This window comes from Pseudomonas sp. lyk4-TYG-107, assembly GCF_030209055.1.
Lineage (GTDB): Bacteria > Pseudomonadota > Gammaproteobacteria > Pseudomonadales > Pseudomonadaceae > Aquipseudomonas > Aquipseudomonas putida_A.
Genome location: NZ_JARVST010000029.1, coordinates 1 through 17,809 on the forward strand (window position 1 = coordinate 1; position 17,809 = coordinate 17,809).

Annotated in this window: 12 protein-coding genes and 1 pseudogene; 7 read left to right on the forward strand and 6 right to left on the reverse strand. The window is 60.0% G+C overall.

All coding sequences use genetic code 11. The features are described from left to right. A pseudogene (locus tag QRN61_RS23225) lies at positions 1 to 1,262 on the forward strand (hypothetical protein); the annotation flags it as partial. Positions 1,263 to 1,750: 488 nt separating this feature from the next. Here QRN61_RS23225 and QRN61_RS23230 read toward each other — a convergent pair. Together QRN61_RS23230 and QRN61_RS23235 are read right to left on the reverse strand one after the other, a co-directional pair. Then, a complete protein-coding gene (locus QRN61_RS23230; RefSeq protein WP_150368074.1) occupies positions 1,751 to 2,110 on the reverse strand; it encodes a DUF6124 family protein in 360 nt (119 codons plus the stop codon). A 140-nt stretch (positions 2,111 to 2,250) separates the two neighbouring features. Continuing rightward, positions 2,251 to 2,622, reverse strand: coding sequence for a DUF6124 family protein (locus tag QRN61_RS23235; protein WP_150368075.1), 372 nt, complete (start codon positions 2,620 to 2,622; stop codon positions 2,251 to 2,253). A gap of 704 nt (positions 2,623 to 3,326) precedes the next feature. Here QRN61_RS23235 and QRN61_RS23240 point away from each other — a divergent pair. Beyond that, positions 3,327 to 4,109 carry an endonuclease/exonuclease/phosphatase family protein gene (locus QRN61_RS23240; protein ID WP_027613718.1) on the forward strand — a complete coding sequence of 261 codons (783 nt, stop codon included), beginning with the start codon at positions 3,327 to 3,329 and terminating at the stop codon, positions 4,107 to 4,109. Between the two features lie 268 nt (positions 4,110 to 4,377). Beyond that, positions 4,378 to 5,448 (forward strand): autotransporter domain-containing protein, encoded by a 1,071-nt coding sequence (locus tag QRN61_RS23245; RefSeq protein ID WP_150368076.1) that lies wholly within the window; start codon positions 4,378 to 4,380, stop codon positions 5,446 to 5,448. Between the two features lie 91 nt (positions 5,449 to 5,539). Here QRN61_RS23245 and glgB read toward each other — a convergent pair whose 3' ends face one another. The 3 genes from glgB to QRN61_RS23260 all read right to left on the reverse strand — a co-directional run bounded on the left by glgB (position 5,540) and on the right by QRN61_RS23260 (position 13,303). Next, positions 5,540 to 7,771 (reverse strand): 1,4-alpha-glucan branching protein GlgB, encoded by a 2,232-nt coding sequence (glgB, locus tag QRN61_RS23250; protein ID WP_150368077.1) that lies wholly within the window; start codon positions 7,769 to 7,771, stop codon positions 5,540 to 5,542. Positions 7,772 to 7,773: 2 nt separating this feature from the next. Then, on the reverse strand, positions 7,774 to 11,115 hold the full coding sequence (treS, locus tag QRN61_RS23255; RefSeq protein ID WP_150368078.1) for a maltose alpha-D-glucosyltransferase: 3,342 nt from the start codon (positions 11,113 to 11,115) through the stop codon (positions 7,774 to 7,776). A 190-nt stretch (positions 11,116 to 11,305) separates the two neighbouring features. Then, positions 11,306 to 13,303: an alpha-1,4-glucan--maltose-1-phosphate maltosyltransferase gene (locus QRN61_RS23260; RefSeq protein ID WP_150368079.1), complete on the reverse strand. Its 1,998-nt coding sequence runs from the start codon at positions 13,301 to 13,303 to the stop codon at positions 11,306 to 11,308. A gap of 217 nt (positions 13,304 to 13,520) precedes the next feature. Here QRN61_RS23260 and QRN61_RS23265 point away from each other — a divergent pair, with 217 nt between their 5' ends. After that, positions 13,521 to 13,679, forward strand: coding sequence for a hypothetical protein (locus QRN61_RS23265; protein WP_190953399.1), 159 nt, complete (start codon positions 13,521 to 13,523; stop codon positions 13,677 to 13,679). A 40-nt stretch (positions 13,680 to 13,719) separates the two neighbouring features. On the opposite strand, the gene QRN61_RS23270 is transcribed toward QRN61_RS23265, so the two are convergent. Beyond that, entirely contained in the window at positions 13,720 to 14,232 is a 513-nt protein-coding gene (locus tag QRN61_RS23270) for an MgtC/SapB family protein (RefSeq protein WP_027613723.1), read from the reverse strand. A gap of 123 nt (positions 14,233 to 14,355) precedes the next feature. On the opposite strand from QRN61_RS23270, the gene QRN61_RS23275 reads away from it, so the two are divergent. From QRN61_RS23275 to mapR, 3 genes are all read left to right on the forward strand, one after another. Continuing rightward, entirely contained in the window at positions 14,356 to 14,604 is a 249-nt protein-coding gene (locus QRN61_RS23275) for a DUF3203 family protein (protein ID WP_027613724.1), read from the forward strand. A gap of 195 nt (positions 14,605 to 14,799) precedes the next feature. After that, positions 14,800 to 16,230: a cytochrome c oxidase accessory protein CcoG gene (gene ccoG / locus QRN61_RS23280; protein WP_150368080.1), complete on the forward strand. Its 1,431-nt coding sequence runs from the start codon at positions 14,800 to 14,802 to the stop codon at positions 16,228 to 16,230. Positions 16,231 to 16,371: 141 nt separating this feature from the next. Continuing rightward, entirely contained in the window at positions 16,372 to 17,781 is a 1,410-nt protein-coding gene (gene mapR, locus QRN61_RS23285) for a GntR family transcriptional regulator MpaR (RefSeq protein WP_100848031.1), read from the forward strand. Positions 17,782 to 17,809 lie beyond the last annotated feature (28 nt).

A 17,809-nucleotide genomic window follows, 5' to 3' on the forward strand; every position in this document is an offset into this window, starting at 1 on the left:
GGGCCAAAGGTCAGAAAGTCCAGATCAAGGATGGCACCACCGTCAAAGGTGAAGCCACGGTTAACCTGACGACCGGCCTGTGGGAACTGACCCTGACAGGCTTGAGCGTGGCCGCTCACAGCTTCACCGCCATCGCGCTGTATGGCAGTGGGCAGGTGTCCGCGGCGTGGACGTTGACGGTGACGGCCAATACCGCACTGACCATCACCTCAGTAAAAGATCAGAGCAACTGGAACATTCCCGATAACGGTCATACCGTGCACACCAGCGTCACGCTCACTGGCTCCGCGCCTGATGGCCAGAAGGTGGAAGTTTTCCTCGGTGCAATCTCCAAAGGCATCGCGGAAGCTGGCCCCGACAGAACCTGGACCCGTACCGTGAGCGGGTTATCGCTGGACGTACTGCACACCTTGAAGGCCGTTGGCCAATACGCGAACAATCCGACATCGAACCTTTGGCGTTTGACGGCGTTGAATGGCGTGAGGCCGGCCATCACCGCCGCGCAGGATTCCAACGGGCAGCCAATCAGCAATGGTGGAAGTACTCCTGACACCCGTATCCGCCTGACGGGGACGGCGAACACCTTTCTTGAGGTGGAGATTTACGACGGAGCCACCTCCACTGGCAAAAAGGCCAGAGCCGATGAGAAAGGTATATGGACGGTAGAGCTGACCGGGCTGACACGTACGAAGCATGTGTTCAAAGCCAAGGCGTTGTATGGCAGCGGGACGGAGTCGGGAGAGTGGATAGTGAACGTGGTCGCTCCTGTTTTCCTCGTCGAAGACTTTCAGACATATCCACGACCGAATGCCGAGAACACGATCATAGATCCAGGGAGCTTCATGCAGGGGACGAAAACCAAAACGACGGTTATTGTAAACACTGAGGGATATGGTAGCTGTCGCAGCTCGGTGTTTGACTATTCCACGGGTCTGTGGAGTTATCTAAGGCGCATAAGTGTTTTAGACACATTTGCGTACTCAATAGCACTGCATCAAAATGATGCCAAGAGTATGACAATCAATTGCCACTTGGCTGCGCGGCAATTAAAAATCAAGCTAGAGTTCATACAAAAAAATAGTGTGGTGTCCTCAATGACGTTCTACGAGGGCAGCACCGACCACGACCATCAAATTTTTGAAAGAACCGTCGCCCCGGACAACGGTCAGGCGTTCGATACTATCCAATTCGTACTCACGGCGACGGGTGAACTTAATCAACTTAATTATTTCAGGTTAAACACGATCGCCTTCAAAAACTAAAAAGTTTCTGTTGCCTGGAATACACCGGTGGAAGGGGCGCAGATGAACAAAAGGTGCTCCCCCGGAACATAAGTTCAGAGGAGATCACTTTTCCAAGAGCATCGCTGATTCAAAAAACGGTAATCCACGCTAAGCGCCTCTCCTTGATGGGGAGGTGCTTAGCAGTTGCTCCTAAAGCTGGTGTGTTTTCGATGAACTGAAGTGAACACAGGAGGTTGTTGGCCGGGGTAATGCTTTCCCACGAAAGTGTTACCCCGAGCAATTAACCCGAGCACAGCTGTATCCGAATACTCACCTCCATTACTCAAAATATATGCAGGCCAATTCTTGGGCTGCGAAAAACAATCTGGAATAAGGCGTGATAAGGGGACGAATTTATTTAATAGACTCACGCCTACAAGGGATCTTTGCCGGGCACTTAACCAGTGATCAACGCAGATCCACTGTGGGAGCGGGCTTGCTCGCGAAGAGGCCAGAACTGTCAACGCCTATTCCTTGGGCACAACATTATCCAGCGCCTGATTCACCGCCAACTCCCCCAGCATCACCACCTGCGCAATGCCCAGCGCCGTATTACGACTCGGCCCCTCCAGCGTGCCGGCGAGTTCACCGAGCATGACCGTGGCTGAGGCCAGGGATTCGCAGGCGTTGGCCAGCAGGGATTCGGTGTCGGTTTGCGGGTTGACCATGAACATGCTGCTGGGGGTGTACGGCGTTGCCATGATGTGCGCGGGCGCGAGATAGTGGTCGAGGGCGCGTTCGGCGGCTTCGTGGAGTTTTCTTGAGTTGAGGGATTCGTAGGGTGATAGCGGGTCTGTGACTGGCGGATTGGGTGGGGTTTCGGGCATCAGATGGAACTCCGATCGAGGCACTTTGGAAGAATGACTTCCTGTAGGAGCTGCCGAAGGCTGCGATCTTTTGATGTTGCTTTTAAAGATCAAGATCAAAGATCGCAGCCTGCGGCAGCTCCTACAGGGGGACCGGGCAATTAGTTCGGCACGCGGCGGCCGTCCAGTACCCGGTTGACCATCAGTTCACTGAGCATGATTACCTGATGCAGCATCAGCATCGCCCGGCGCTGTGGGTTGTCGACGGAGTCGCCGATGTCGCGGGCCATGTCGCTGGCAGCTGCCAGAGATTCGCAGGCTTCGATGAGCAAGGTTTCTTCGTCCACGGTGGGGTCGATGAGGAAGATTCTGTTCGCCTTGCATGACGAGGCTGAAGGGATCGAGATCTTCAGTGCGCCGGGGTTGAGGTAGAAGTTGATGGCGCGGTCGGTTGCCGCTTTTATCTTCTGCGGGTCGAGGGCCGGGTCGTACGGGATTGAGGTGTCCGGGGGGTTGGGTGTGGCTTTGAACATGGATGAAACTCCGTATCGAGAAATAGGAGCCATCACCCTCGCTACCAAACGATGGGTGGCGGCCATGCGCGGGTTGGTAGACCGGTCGATACGGAACCCGGCGCTCACGAATGAGCCCCACGCATGTCCACCATATAAAACTGAGCCGCAAAAAAGAGGCTGCATAAGGTGACGCCATACGACCGTACCGAAATGGGCTACCAAACCCGATCACTGCTTTCCAGTGACAGGGAAACGATAAGCCCAACGCATAGCCGTGTAAGCCGGCGGATTCTGGCGTACGCGTAGGTAACGGCGCAAGGCGTTGTAGCCGTTATGGCGTAACGGTTCGTGTACTTTAAACATGGTTGCGGGGTTATGTTTATTTGCGGGGTTTGCTCTGTTGTTTTGATTTTGTCTGATAGGCCGCTTTCGCGAGCAAGTCGAATCGTCGCACCGCCGCTCCCACAGTTGGAATGCTTGCATTCAGTGGGAGGTTGGTCGGCTTGTGAGCCGTCATCGCTGGCAAGCCAGCTCCCACAATTTGACCGAGTGCATTCAGTCGGAGATTGGTCGATCGGGAGGCCGCTTTCGCGAGCAAGCTCGCTCCCACAGGTTTACTGGTGGCTCTGGTGATTTGTATTACGGCCTGAGGCATCTGGAAGGAACTGCCCGCTCACAGACCAGTCGCATGAACAGGAAGCCGTTTTTTCAGAGGAGTGAACGTGTCCAGCGATCCCAAGCGTCACGCCGTCGACGCACCCGTCATCCATCGCCTGCGCGTGTTGACGGTCAACACTCACAAGGGTTTTACCGCCCTCAACCGGCGCTTCATCCTGCCGGAACTGCGCGAAGCGGTGCGCAGCACCTCGGCTGATCTGGTGTTTCTGCAGGAGGTGGTGGGCGAACACGAGCGCCACTCCAATCGCTACCAGGAATGGCCGCAAACCTCGCAATACGAATTTCTCGCCGACAGCATGTGGAGCGATTTCGCCTACGGGCGCAACGCGGTGTACCCCGATGGTCATCACGGCAATGCGCTGCTGTCGAAATACCCGATCCGCGAATACCGCAACCTCGACGTGTCGATCACCGGCCCCGAGCGCAGAGGCCTGCTGCACTGCGTGCTGGACGTGCCGGGCCACGCCGAAGTGCATGCAATCTGCGTGCACCTGAGCCTGCTGGAAAGCCACCGCCAATTGCAGTTGCAGCTGCTTTGCCAGTTGCTCGAATCATTGCCCGACGATGCACCGGTTATCATTGCCGGCGACTTCAATGACTGGCAGCTGCAGGGCAATGCCGCCCTCGCCCGCCGCGATTACCTGCACGAAGCCTTCGAACGCCACCACGGCCGCCCGGCCAAGACCTACCCTGCGCGTTTTCCACTGCTGCGCCTGGACCGCATCTACCTGCGCAATGCCAGCAGCCACGACCCGCAGATCCTCGGTAACAAGCCGTGGACGCACTTGTCGGATCATTTGCCGCTGGCGGTGGAAGTGCATTTGTAAGCACAGACAATGACTTGGATATGTGCAGAAAAACAAACGCTTGCAGCGCCTGATTTATCTGTACCGCTCATCGTGCAGTTTCTTGACGCATGGGCATCACTCTTCTTATCTCTACCTTACTACCCCCGGAATCACTCACCGGGGCGACCCTTCCGGCACTCGCGAAATCGAGCGCCGCGGTTCGCCCCGCTCCATTCGGTCGCCCCTCGTTCGGGGTAGGAGAGACGCCAGAAAAGAGATCCCGCATGCGCTTGCAAGGTAGACCTCCATGAAAAGCTCATTCACCCCACAAGAGATCAAAGTGACGTTTTGCACAGTGTCGAGTTCGATTCTGCTGTGCTCATCCATGGAGGCGCAGGCCGGACCTGCGGCGGATGAAACCACTCCCTGGTATCGCCAGGACATGCCCGTTCTGACCCTGCCGGCGACCGTTGTCACCCCCGAGCCACAACGCCTGAGTCCACGTCCCGATTTGCGCGGCACCGACCTGATCACCGAAGATCTGGCGCCAGCAGCCTGGGACCGGTTGTACGGACAAAGCGCCCGGCAAGCGCAAACCGACGTACTTTCGCTAGGTTTTGCCACCCCCGGCAACGGCGACTTCAAAGGCCCGCCCGTGCTCACCGTGCAAAGCGCCGGCGGTCACACCCAGACGCTCGGCCTGATTGGCGGATACAACCAGATCCAGGCCAACAGCGCCGGCCTGATCAGCAGCCGCGCCCTCGCCGATCCGACCACCGACACCCTGAATCTGCAAGGCCAGAGCCTCGGTGCTTATTACCGTCTGACTGGCGCGCAGGGCTGGCATGTCGACCTGTCGGCCAGCGGTGGCCGGGTCAGCGGTTTCAGTCGTAACGAACAAGGCGCGCGCCAGGCCACCGAAGGCAGTGCAATGACCTTCTCGGTCGAAGGTGGATATCCGATCGGCCTGGGCGGGAACTGGGTGGTTGAACCCCAGGCGCAACTGATCAACCAGCGCATCACCCTCGACACGCCGTACGCGGGCTCCGGCAATGCGTCTTCAACGGATCTGTCGGCGTGGAGCGGCCGCGTCGGCGCCCGCCTCAAAGGCAGTTACGATGTGAACGGCCTGCCAGTGGAACCCTATGTGCGTACCAACCTCTGGCACACGGTGTATACCGGCAACACGGTGACTCTCGATCAGGTCGACAAGATCAGCAGCAGCCGCAAGTCATCAACGGTCGAGTTGGGATTGGGGTTGGTGGCGCGAGTGACGCCGGCGGTCAGCCTGTATGTCAGCGCCGATTACAGCAGTGACGTGGATGACAACGATCTGAACGGGTTGATTGGAAGTCTGGGGGTGCGGATGCGGTGGTGAAGACGCCATCGCGAGCAGGCTCGCTCCCACAGGAGAATGCATTCAATGTGGGAGCGAGCCTGCTCGCGAATTGCAGCACCACGGTGCCGGATCAACCCTCCGGCTTGAGAATCAACACCGCCAGCGGCGGCAGATTCAGCTCCAGCGACAACGACTGGCCATGGCTCGGCACCTCTTCGGTAAACGCCCCGCCGCCATTGCCATAATTGGACCCGGCGTAGGTGTCGGCATCGCTGTTGAGCAGTTCGTTCCAGCGCCCGGCGAACGGCACCCCGACCCGGTACGACTGACGCGGCACCGGAGTAAAGTTGGCCACCACCAGCACCGGTTTTCCGTCCTTGCTCCAGCGCAGCCACGCGTACACGCTGTTGATCGCATCATCGCCGATCAACCACTGGAAACCCTGCGGCGCATCGTCCTGATCGTGCAGCGCCGGTTCTTCGCGGTACAAGCGATTGAGGTCGCCGACCAGTTTCTGCACGCCTTTGTGTTCCGAGTATTGCAGCAGGTACCAGTCCAGTTGCTGATCGTGATTCCACTCGCGCCACTGGCCGAACTCGCAACCCATGAACAGCAGCTTCTTGCCCGGATGGGTCCACATGAAACTCAGATAGGCGCGCAGGTTGGCAAATTTCTGCCAACGATCGCCGGGCATCTTGTCGATCAGCGAGTGCTTGCCGTGCACCACTTCGTCGTGGGAAATCGGCAGGATGAAGCGCTCGGACCAGGCGTAAACCAGGCCGAAACTCAATTCGTTGTGATGGTGCGCGCGGTACACCGGGTCCTGCTGGATGTAGTGCAGCGAGTCGTGCATCCAGCCCATGTTCCATTTGTAGGCGAAACCGAGACCACCCTGCTGGGTGCTCTGACTGACGCCCGGCCATGCGGTGGACTCCTCGGCGATCACCAGCGCGCCCGGCGCTTCCAGTTCGACCACGTCATTCAAGTGGCGGAGGAAATCGATCGCCTCCAGATTCTCGCGCCCGCCATGGCGGTTCGGCACCCATTCGCCGGCCTTGCGCGAATAGTCGCGATAAAGCATCGAGGCCACCGCATCAACGCGCAAACCGTCGATGTGGAAATGCTTCAACCAGTGCAACGCCGACGCCAGCATGTAGCCGTGAACTTCGGTGCGCCCCAGGTTGTAAATCAGCGTGTCCCAGTCCTGATGAAAGCCTTCCAGCGGGTTGCCGTATTCGTACAGCGCGGTGCCGTCGAACTGCGCCAGGCCATGGGTATCGGTAGGGAAATGCGCTGGCACCCAGTCGAGGATCACGCCGATATCGGCGCGGTGACAGGCGTCGACGAACTCACCGAACTGCTCTGGCGTGCCGTATCGGGCACTCGGGGCGAATTGCGAGAGCAACTGATAACCCCACGAACCACCAAACGGGTGCTCCATGATCGGCATCAGTTCGATGTGGGTGAAACCCAGCTCCTTGACGTAAGGAATCAAGCGCTCGGCCAGTTCCGGCCAGGTGTACTGGCGGGCGACTTCGCCTAGATCGTCCAGTTCGCACTGCCACGAGCCGGCATGCAATTCGTAGATTGACAGCGGCGCTGAATGCTTCTGCCGCTCGCGGCGGCCGTTCATCCAGTCCTGATCCTGCCAGTTGATCTGCAGCGGCGCGGCGACTTTCGACGCGGTGTCCGGCGGCAGGCTGGTGGCCAAGGCCATCGGGTCAGCCTTCAGCGGCAGGATGCCGTGGGCGCCGAGGATTTCGTACTTATACAACTCCCCTGCTTGCAGGCGCGGAATAAACAACTCCCAGACCCCGGATGGATGGCGCAGGCGCATCGGATGGCGGCGACCATCCCACACGTTGAAATCACCGACCACCGACACTCGGCGAGCATTCGGCGCCCACACGGCAAAGCGCACACCGTCGACGCCATCGACGGTGGTCAGTTGCGCGCCGAGGCAGCTGCTCAGATCACGGTGATTGCCTTCAGCGAACAGATACAAATCCATTTCGCCGAGCAACTGGCCGAAGCTGTACGGATCTTCCGCCACCTGTTCGCCGCCGGCCCAACGCGTGCGCAGCAGATACGGCCGCGCCTGATTGAAGTGACCAACAAACAATCCCGGTGTTTCGGTGGCTTGCAGTTCGCCACGCTCTTCACCGCTGTCCTTGTCCAGCACTTCGACTTTCAATGCACCGGGCAGATAAGCGCGGATAAATTGCCCACCGGCACCATCGCCATGCGGGCCGAGAATGGAAAACGGGTCGTGGTGTTCAGCGCGCACCAGGGCGTCGATGTCCCGCGCCGCCGGCAGTAACGCTTCTTTAGCGTGACCCTGTTCCTTGTTCGAGACACTCATGACTACTCTCCACCAAGATCGGAAAAGGGTTTAAGCCCCGTCAATAACCCATACAAGCCGTGCAACGGCACGGGCAGCCACGTGGGGCGATTTTCGGCTTCATAGGCCACTTCATAGGCCGCCTTCTCCAGGCCGAACAGCGCAAGCGCAGCGTCGGCACCTGCAGGATCCTGCCAGGCATGATCAAGACTAGCTGCCGCTTGGCGATATGCCTGAACAAATGCCTCGCGCGCCTCACGCAGATAGCGCTCGGCAACGCGATGGCGGGCCGCTTCCGACTCTGGACTGTGATCGACGTTGTGCACGTTGATCGTCATCGCCGCCGCGTAATCGAAGGAACGCAGCACGCCGCTGACGTCCTTGTACGGACTGTGTTTGCCACGCCGTTCGTGCAGCGGCCGCGCCGGTTCACCCTCGAAATCGATCAGATAGGCATCGCCCTTGATCACCAGCACCTGACCCAGGTGCAGGTCGCCATGCACGCGGATCCGCAAGCCGCCCACAGCTTTCTGCGCAAGTTCCTGCACATGGCCGAGGATGACTTTTTTGTTGTCCAGCAGCCGCGCGACCATTTTCTGATCCGCCGCGCTCAGATGACTCTGATGTTGCTTGAGCAGCTTCAACGCATGCTCGACCTGCGCCGCGACGTCCTTGCCAGTGGCTTGCGCCTCCTTGGCGCTGGTGGTTTGCGGGGCGAAGTCGGGGTTGTTGCTTGGCGCCGCCAGCACTTGGTGCATTTCACCCAGACGCTGGCCGAGCATGCCGGCAAAGTCCTTCAGTTCGCCGAGGGCGTTGTAATGCTGTTCCTGCTCGGACATCGCGTCCGCCAGCTCATCACGCAACGCCCGTTCGAGGTTGTTCTGCGTCCATTCCCAGGCATCGCCCTGATTGCTCAGATAGCCTTGGGCGATCATCAGCAGGTTGTCTTCGCCCGCGCCATCGCGGCGAATCACCGAGCCGAGCAGCGGCGAGATGTGGGCGAAACCGGCCTCGGTCAGGTACGCGCTCATTTCCAGTTCCGGGTGAACACCCGAAGCGACCTTGCGGATCAGCTTCAGCACCAGACTGTTGCCGATTACCACCGAACTGTTCGATTGCTCGGCCGACAGATAACGCACCTCGGATTCGGCACCGAGGCCGAGTTTTTCCAGCTGCGCGGTCGGCGCGAAACGAATCTCGCCCTGTTCGGAGTTGAGCACGGTGTTGCTCTGCATGCCTTGCAGCACCGCGTGGACAAACGTTTCGAGGCTGAACGCGTCAGTGATCAGACCGACCTGACGCCCGCGACGAACACGCGACAATGCCAGTTGCTGCGGCAACGCCGGCCCGACCTGATCTTCGGCGATGAAGCCGAACGGCAGTTGATAGCGGCTGGTCTGCCCGGCGCTGGTGACTTCTATTTCGCTGAGCAGCACCGGATGCTGCGCATCGCCGAAGCGCACGCCATAGGCCAGATTGACCTGCTCGATGGCCGCGTCCTTGCCGGCGAACCAGCGGCGGTTCTGCAGCCAGCTCGGCAGGATGCTCTGCTCCAGGGTGTTGCGGGTCGGCGTTTCGAGCAGTTCTTCCATGCGTTTTTTCAGCACCAGCGTGGTGAAGTCCGGCAGGCTCTGCGCCGGTTCCACGTGCCAGCTCGGCATCTGGTTTTCCGCAGCCAGGGCGAACCAGTAGAAACCGTACGGCGCCAGGGTCAGGAGGAAATTCAACTGGCCGATCGGCGGAAACGCGTTACCGCCGAGCATCTCCACCGGGACCATGCCGACGTAGGCCGACAGATCGAGTTCTGCTGCCTGCGCGCTGCGCGAGACGTTGGCCACGCAAAGAATGATTTCGTGCTTGCCGTCGGCGTCGGTGAATTCCCGGGTGTAGGCCAGAATCCGCCGGTTGCTCGGCGAGAGCATCTTCAGCGTGCCGCGACCGAACGCCTTGGACTGCTTGCGCACGGCGAGCATGCGCCGCGTCCAGTTCAGCAGCGAATGCGGATCGCCGGCCTGGGTTTCGACGTTGACCGACAGATAACCGTATTGCGGGTCCATGATCGGCGGCAGCACCAGACTGGCCGGATCGGCGCGGGAGAAACCGCCGTTACGGTCAATCGACCATTGCATCGGCGTACGCACGCCGTCGCGGTCGCCGAGGTAGATGTTGTCGCCCATGCCGATTTCGTCGCCGTAATACAAAGTCGGCGTGCCGGGCATCGACAGCAGCAGGCTGTTGAGCAGCTCGACGCGGCGGCGGTCACGCTCCATCAACGGCGCCAGACGCCGACGAATGCCAAGGTTGATCCGCGCGCGACGGTCAGCGGCGTAGTAGTTCCACAGGTAGTCGCGCTCCTTGTCGGTGACCATCTCCAGCGTCAACTCATCGTGGTTACGCAGGAAAATTGCCCACTGGCAGTTGGCCGGAATCTCGGGGGTCTGACGCAGAATGTCGGTGATCGGGAAGCGATCTTCCTGGGCCAGCGCCATGTACATGCGCGGCATCAGCGGGAAGTGGAAGGCCATGTGGCATTCGTCGCCGTTGACGCCCTCGGCATCGGTGTCACCGAAGTACAGCTGGGTGTCTTCCGGCCATTGGTTGGCCTCGGCCAGCAGCATGCGGTCCGGGTAATTGGCATCGATCTCGGCACGGATCTGCTTGAGGACATCGTGGGTCTCGGGCAGGTTTTCGTTGTTGGTGCCGTCGCGCTCGATCAGATACGGAATGGCGTCAAGACGCAGGCCGTCGATGCCCATGTCCAGCCAGTAACGCATCACCGACAGCACCGCTTTCATCACTTGCGGGTTGTCGAAATTCAGGTCGGGCTGGTGCGAATAGAAACGGTGCCAGAAGTACTGTCCGGCGACCGGGTCCCAGGTCCAGTTGGACTTCTCGGTGTCGAGGAAGATGATCCGGGTGCCGTCGTACTTCTGATCGTCATCCGACCACACATAGAAGTCCCGCGCCGCCGAACCGGGCTTAGCCTTGCGCGCCCGCTGGAACCACGGGTGCTGATCGGAGGTGTGGTTGATGACCAGTTCGGTGATCACCCGCAAACCCCGCTTGTGCGCCTCGGCGATAAAGCGCTTGGCGTCGGCCATGGTCCCGTAGTCGCTGTGTACGCCGCGGTATTCGGCGATGTCATAGCCGTCATCGCGACGTGGCGACGGGTAGAACGGCAGCAGCCAGATGGTGTTGACGCCGAGTTCGGCGATGTAATCGAGTTTGGCGATCAGGCCGGGAAAGTCGCCGATCCCGTCGTTATTGGAGTCGAAAAATGATTTTACGTGAACTTGATAGATCACCGCATCCTTGTACCAGAGCGGGTCTTTGATAAAGGTGGCTGCCTTGGGTTTCTTCGCCATGTGAAACTCCTGTTCAATTCTGTCAGACCACACGGATGCCCTGTGATGAGGGGCTCTGTGGTGAGGGGATTCATCCCCGACGGGCTGCGAAGCGGCCCTGCTTTTATTCAGTTTTACCCAGTTGTTCTTTGTGGCTGCTGCGCAGCCAGTCGGGGATAAATCCCCTCACCACAAGTTTTTGAGCAAGGTCTTACGCGGCAGTAATCCGCCAGATCCCGAACGGCTGGTACGCCGGGTCAATGCGCATGAACTGATACTTGCCATGCCAGTCCCAGCGATGCCCGTTCATCAAGTCCTCACCGTGGGTGGTCGCGTCGTCGGGCAGGCCCATCTCCCACAGCGGCAGTTCGAAATTGGCTTCCTGCACGTTGTGCGGATCGAGGCTCACCGCCACCAGAATGAAATTGCTGCCGTCAAAGCTGCGCTTGCCGAAGTACAGAATGTTGTCGTTCCACGCGTTGTAGATTTTCAACCCCAGATGCGTGTGCAGCGCCGGGTTCTGCCGGCGGATGCGGTTGAGCTGGGCGATTTCGGCAATGATGTTGCCCGGCGCATTGAAGTCGCGGACGCGGATCTCGTACTTCTCCGAATCAAGGTATTCCTCCTTGCCCGGCACCGGCGCCGATTCGCACAGTTCATAACCGGAATACATGCCCCACAGGCCCGACCCCATGGTCGCCAGCGCCGCGCGGATCAGAAACCCCGGCCGCCCCGACTCATGCAGGAACGCGGGGTTGATGTCCGGCGTGTTGACGAAGAAGTTCGGCCGGTAGCATTCACGCCACGGCGACTCGTTGAGTTCGGTGAAATAGGTCGCCAGCTCCGACTTGGTGTTACGCCAGGTGAAATAGGTGTAGCTCTGGCTGTAACCGACCTTGCCCAGACGCGCCATCATCGCCGGCGTGGTGAACGCCTCGGCGAGGAAGATCACTTCGGGGTGCAGTGCCCGCACATCGGCAATCAGCCATTGCCAGAACGGCAGCGGCTTGGTGTGCGGATTGTCGACGCGAAAGATCTTCACGCCTTCGTTGACCCAGCCGACCACGATGTCGCGCAGCTCGACCCACAGACTGGGGATCGCGTCCGGCGCATAGAAGTCGACGTTGACGATGTCCTGGTATTTCTTCGGCGGGTTTTCCGCGTATTTGATCGTGCCGTCCGGGCGCCAGTTGAACCAGCCCGGATGCTGCTTGAGCCACGGGTGATCCTGCGAACACTGAATGGCGAAATCGAGGGCGATTTCCAGGCCATGCTCAGCGGCAGCGGCCACCAACCGGCGGAAGTCTTCGCGGGTGCCGAGCTGCGAGTGAATCGCCTCATGACCACCCTCCTCGCTGCCGATCGCGTACGGACTGCCCGGATCATCGGGACCTGCGGTCAGAGAATTGTTGCGGCCCTTGCGGTGGGCGCGGCCGATCGGGTGAATCGGCGTGAAGTACAGCACGTCGAAACCCATATCCTGAATCATCGGCAGCCGCGAGTGCACATCGTTGAAAGTGCCGTGACGCTTGGGATCGTCGGTGATCGAGCGCGGAAACAGCTCGTACCAACTGGCGAACTCGGCCAGTTCCCGTTCGACATCCACCGGGAATTCGGCGCTCAGGCTCAGATAGGCACGGTGATCGGCCTGCGCCATCAATTGCGCACTGCGCGAGTGCAGAAACAGCGCCACCTGCTCGGTTTCGAGCAGGCCGGACAATTCGTGGTGCAAGGCAGCGAGTTCCTCGCTGAGCTGACCTTCGCTGCGTTCGGCAGCCTGCTGCACCATGCTGCGGCCTTCCTGCAGTTCGAGTGACACCGGGACGGCGGCGTTGTGCTTTTTCTCCAGTTCGTACTGGAAACTGGCGAAATGGTCGATCCACGCTTCGATGCAGTACAGATAGCGACCCTGGCGGTCGGGACGAAACCGCCCCTGCCAACTGTTATTGCCCAGCTCGTTCATCACCTCGCTGTGCCAGCTCTCTTCGCCCTCCGCACGCCAGCGGATGCGCACCGCCAGCTTGTCATGGCCGTCGGCGAAGACCTTGCTGGTGACGATCACGTCACGCTCGACAATCGACTTCACGGCAAACTGCCCGCCATCGAGGGTCGGCATGGTGTTTTCGATCACGATGCGCGGCAGCAGCAACGCCTGCGACAGCGGCATGTGCGGGTTGTAGCTCTGCTCTGAAGGTTTTTCAGCAGACATCGAGCATCTCTCCTTAACGCCCCAAGGACGCTCTTGTGCCGGAACAGTGTTCACAATGAGGCACCGGCCCCGACTTGAACTCACTTAGGTTCCGAGCGACCGGCGCGGGGAAAAGTTCACAGGGATTTGTCTGGACAGAAAAGCGGATCGAATTCATCACACGGTGGTCAATCCACTTAAGCACTTCTCACGCCATGTGCCACACGGAGGTCTACAGATGAACATCCCGATCCCGGCCGAAACGCCTGATCCGAACATCGACAAACCCACCCTGCCCGAGACCGAGCCACAGCCGATCCCCGAGCAGGAACCCCCAGGCACCACGCCACCGCCGAAGGAAGAGCCGCCGACGATGATGCCACCGGTGATCGTCTAAGCACCCAGCCGATCGTTCCCACCATCATGGGAACGATCGGTTACAGGTGCTGGTTTTTCTCCCCATCCTTCTCAAACATCCTGACCACCCGTGGCATCACGCTGAAAATCCCCAACGCCAACAAAGTGCTGAGCAGCGCCGTCGCTTCCCTGCCCAACCCGGCCGCCACGCCGATCGCCGCCGTCATCCACAACCCGGCTGCCGTGGTCAGTCCTTTCACGTGCCCTTCGTCACCTTCCTGATTCTTCAGAATCGTCCCGGCGCCCAAAAAGCCGATCCCGGCGATCACTCCCTGCAACACCCGGCTCATCGCATCGGATTCAGCCCCTGAGGTCTGCGGCACCAGCACAAACAGCGCCGCCCCCAACGCCACCAACATGTGCGTGCGCACCCCGGCGGCCTTGCCCTTATGCTCACGTTCGAAACCGAGAATTCCGCCCAGCACCGCCGCCATCAACAGGCGCACGGTGATGCGCGTCAGTTGCGAGGCATCGCCGACATCGGCGAACTCCGCTTGCAGCGTCACCCACACTTCATGCCACCAGGCGTTCATCGCTCCGTCCTTTCTTATTGGTCGTTAGTGGATGGACAGCAGCGACCATTAATCAGTTGCGCAGAACGATCGGCAAAGCACGCGCCCTAACCTTTCAGGTACTCATGAAAAAAGGACAGCCTCATGCCCGTTCGAATCGATGAATCCAATCCCGAAGCAAAAGTGTGTTTTTTCACCGTCGAAAATGGTGAAGAAATTCGTATCTGCGACACGCTGGAAGTCAAAACCGATAGCGAAAAAGCCATGTCGTTCGTTGAGATTGAAGGCCGGCGCGTTTACATCACCGAAGCAGAGGCGGATGCCTTGACCGTCGCTGGCGCGAAAGACGGTCGCAAGCACCTGAAGGCCGACGAGAGTGATTCGGTGATTTGACTGACCCGGATCAACATCCGGCGCAGACGTCTGCGATAGGCGTTTGCGCCTGCGTCTGCGGGCTGCTTCAAGTTGTCGCAGGATGTGTACCAAACGCCATCTGATACGCTTTTTATTCAAATAGCTGAGTCTGTTATGCAAACAGATCGGCGCTCATAGTTCGTCCGCCTGATGGAGGCTGATGAGCGAATGACCATGAGCGAACAAATCCCCGTCCGAACCGTAGAAGCAAGCCCCACCATAAAAAATGTGCCCGGTCGCCCGATGAAGGCGAAGGCCGGCTCCACCGACAATCACATCCACACCCGCAGTTTCACCGGCCTGTTCCGTACCTTGCGCATCAGCGGCGCGGGCTTTCTCTTTTTGCTGTTCTTCGGCACCGTTTGGCTGAACTGGGGCGGTCGTCAGGCCGTGCTGTGGGACTTGGCCGAAAGCAAATTCCATATCTTCGGCGCGACCTTCTGGCCACAGGATTTCATCCTGCTCTCGGCACTCCTTATCATTGCCGCGTTCGGCCTGTTCGCCATCACCGTGTTCGCTGGCCGGGTCTGGTGTGGCTATACCTGCCCGCAGAGTTCGTGGACGTGGATCTTCATGTGGTGCGAAAAAGTCACCGAAGGCGAACGCAACCAGCGGATCAAACTGCAAGCGGCGCCCTGGGGCCTGAACAAACTGGCCCGGCGCGCGGCCAAGCACACTCTGTGGCTGGCGATCAGCGTGATGACCGGACTGACGTTTGTCGGCTACTTCACGCCGATCCGGCCGCTGGCCGAAGAGCTGTTCACCCTGCAGATCGGCGGGGTCAGTCTGTTCTGGGTGCTGTTCTTCACCGCCGCCACTTACATCAACGCCGGTTGGCTGCGCGAAGCGGTATGCATGCACATGTGCCCGTATGCGCGGTTCCAGAGCGTGATGTTCGACAAGGACACTTTGGCGATTTCCTACGACGTCGCCCGTGGCGAAAACCGTGGCCCGCGCAAACGCGACGTGAAACCCGCCGAAGCCGGCCTGGGTGATTGCATCGATTGCCAGTTGTGCGTGCAGGTCTGCCCGACCGGCATCGACATCCGCGACGGCCTGCAGATGGAATGCATCGGCTGCGCGGCGTGCATCGACGCCTGCGATTCGATCATGGACAAAATGAACTACCCGCGCGGCCTGATCCGCTACAGTTCCGAACGCGAATTGCAGGGCGGCAAGACGCATCTGCTGCGACCACGGCTGATTGGTTATGTCGCGGTGCTGCTGGTGATGATCGGCGCACTGGCGCTGGCCTTGGTTGAGCGGCCCATGGTCTCGCTGGATGTGACCAAGGATCGCGGGCTGTTCCGCGAGAACGGTCAGGGCCAGATCGAAAACATCTACACCCTCAAGGTCATCAACAAGACCCAGCAGCGCCAGGACTACAACCTGAGCCTGGTGGACGGCGACGGCTTCCAGTTGCAGGGCAAGACCGAACTGAGCCTGGCGCCGGGGGAGATTGTCGACGTGCCAGTGTCGGTAGCGATGACCACGGAGCGCCCGGCCAGCAGCTCGCAGACCTTGAGCTTCAAGATCGCCGACAGCGACGAGCCGCAGATTTATAGCGTGGCGAAAAGCAGGTTTGTGGCGCCGATGAATCGCTGATCCCTTAGACTGCGGCGCGGCCATTCGCGAGCAGGCTCGCTCCCACAGGGTTTTGTGGACACTGATATCCAGTGTGGAAGCGAGCCTGCTCGCGAATGAAGGCACCGCGGTCTTCCAGAATGAACCCAACCCGGACCCAAGATGAAACGCTACGAAAAATTCGCCGACGACATCGCTGAACTGATCCGCTCCGGCGTGCTCGGCCCCGGGCAACGGGTGCCGTCGGTGCGCTACGCCAGCCAGACTTACGGGGTCAGCCCGTCCACGGTGTTCCAGGCCTATTACCTGCTGGAACGTCGCGGTCTGATCCGCGCACGGCCGCGCTCCGGTTACTTCGTCAACACCCACGCACCGAGTCCGTTCTCGGAGCCGGTGATCAGCAGCCACGTCAACGACTCCACCGAAGTCGACGTCAGCGAACTGGTGTTCTCGGTGCTGGAATCGATCAAGGATCCGAGCACCGTGCCCTTCGGCTCGGCGTTCCCCAGCCCGACCCTGTTCCCGTTGCAACGGCTGTCACGTTCGCTGGCCAGTGCGGCGCGGGAGATGGACCCGCGCATGGTGGTCACCGACATGTCGCCGGGCAATCCGCAACTGCGCCGGCAGATCGCTCTGCGCTACATGGTCGGCGGGCTGATGCTGCCGATGGAAGAACTGCTGATCACCAACGGCGCCCTCGAAGCGCTGAACCTGTGCCTGCAAGCGGTGACCGAGCCGGGCGATCTGGTGGCCATCGAAGCCCCGGCGTTCTACGCCAGCCTGCAAGTGCTGGAGCGCTTGAAACTCAAAGCCGTGGAAATCCCCGTGCACCCGCGCGACGGTATCGACCTCGGCGTGCTCGCCCAGACCCTGGAGCGCCATCCGATCAAGGCCTGCTGGTGCATGACCAGTTTCCAGAACCCGATGGGCGCGACCATGCCCGAGGCGAAGAAACAGGAACTGGTGGAACTGCTGCGCCTGCATCAGGTGCCGCTGATCGAGGACGATGTCTACGCCGAACTCTATTACGGTCAGCAAGCGCCGAAACCGGCCAAGGCGTTCGACACCGAAGGGCTGGTGATGCACTGCGGCTCGTTCGCCAAGAGCCTGGCCCCCGGCTACCGCATCGGCTGGGTCGCTGCCGGGCGCTACGCACAGAAAATCGAACGGCTGAAACTGATGACCTCGCTGTGTGCCTCGATGCCGGCGCAAGCGGCCATCGCCGACTACCTGCAACACGGCGGCTACGACCGCCATCTGCGCAAACTGCGCTACGCCCTGGAAGAACAGCAAAGCGCGATGCTCGCAGCGATTGCCCGCTATTTCCCGGCGCAGACCCGCGTCAGCCAGCCGGCGGGCGGCTACTTCCTGTGGCTGGAACTGCCACCGCAGATGGATTCGTTGAAGTTGTTTCAGATGGCGTTGGCGCAGGGCATCAGCATCGCGCCGGGGCCGATCTTCTCGCCGACTCAGCGGTTCAGGAACTGCATTCGCCTGAATTACGGCAGCCCGTGGACCGAGGATTCGGAGAAGGCGATGGAGACGCTGGGGCGGATTGTGCGGTCGTTCTGACAGCCCTGTGTTGTCTGGGCTATTGCCT

Excerpts from the sequence above, each read along its gene's own strand:
- QRN61_RS23260 (WP_150368079.1), bottom strand. The coding sequence starts at position 13,303 with ATGTCTGCTGAAAAACCTTCAGAGCAGAGCTACAACCCGCACATGCCG.
- QRN61_RS23270 (WP_027613723.1), bottom strand. The coding sequence starts at position 14,232 with ATGAACGCCTGGTGGCATGAAGTGTGGGTGACGCTGCAAGCGGAGTTC.
- QRN61_RS23235 (WP_150368075.1), bottom strand. The coding sequence starts at position 2,622 with ATGTTCAAAGCCACACCCAACCCCCCGGACACCTCAATCCCGTACGAC.
- treS (WP_150368078.1), bottom strand. The coding sequence starts at position 11,115 with ATGGCGAAGAAACCCAAGGCAGCCACCTTTATCAAAGACCCGCTCTGG.
- QRN61_RS23230 (WP_150368074.1), bottom strand. The coding sequence starts at position 2,110 with ATGCCCGAAACCCCACCCAATCCGCCAGTCACAGACCCGCTATCACCC.
- glgB (WP_150368077.1), bottom strand. The coding sequence starts at position 7,771 with ATGAGTGTCTCGAACAAGGAACAGGGTCACGCTAAAGAAGCGTTACTG.
- QRN61_RS23275 (WP_027613724.1), top strand. The coding sequence starts at position 14,356 with ATGCCCGTTCGAATCGATGAATCCAATCCCGAAGCAAAAGTGTGTTTT.
- QRN61_RS23245 (WP_150368076.1), top strand. The coding sequence starts at position 4,378 with ATGAAAAGCTCATTCACCCCACAAGAGATCAAAGTGACGTTTTGCACA.
- mapR (WP_100848031.1), top strand. The coding sequence starts at position 16,372 with ATGAAACGCTACGAAAAATTCGCCGACGACATCGCTGAACTGATCCGC.
- ccoG (WP_150368080.1), top strand. The coding sequence starts at position 14,800 with ATGAGCGAACAAATCCCCGTCCGAACCGTAGAAGCAAGCCCCACCATA.
- QRN61_RS23265 (WP_190953399.1), top strand. The coding sequence starts at position 13,521 with ATGAACATCCCGATCCCGGCCGAAACGCCTGATCCGAACATCGACAAA.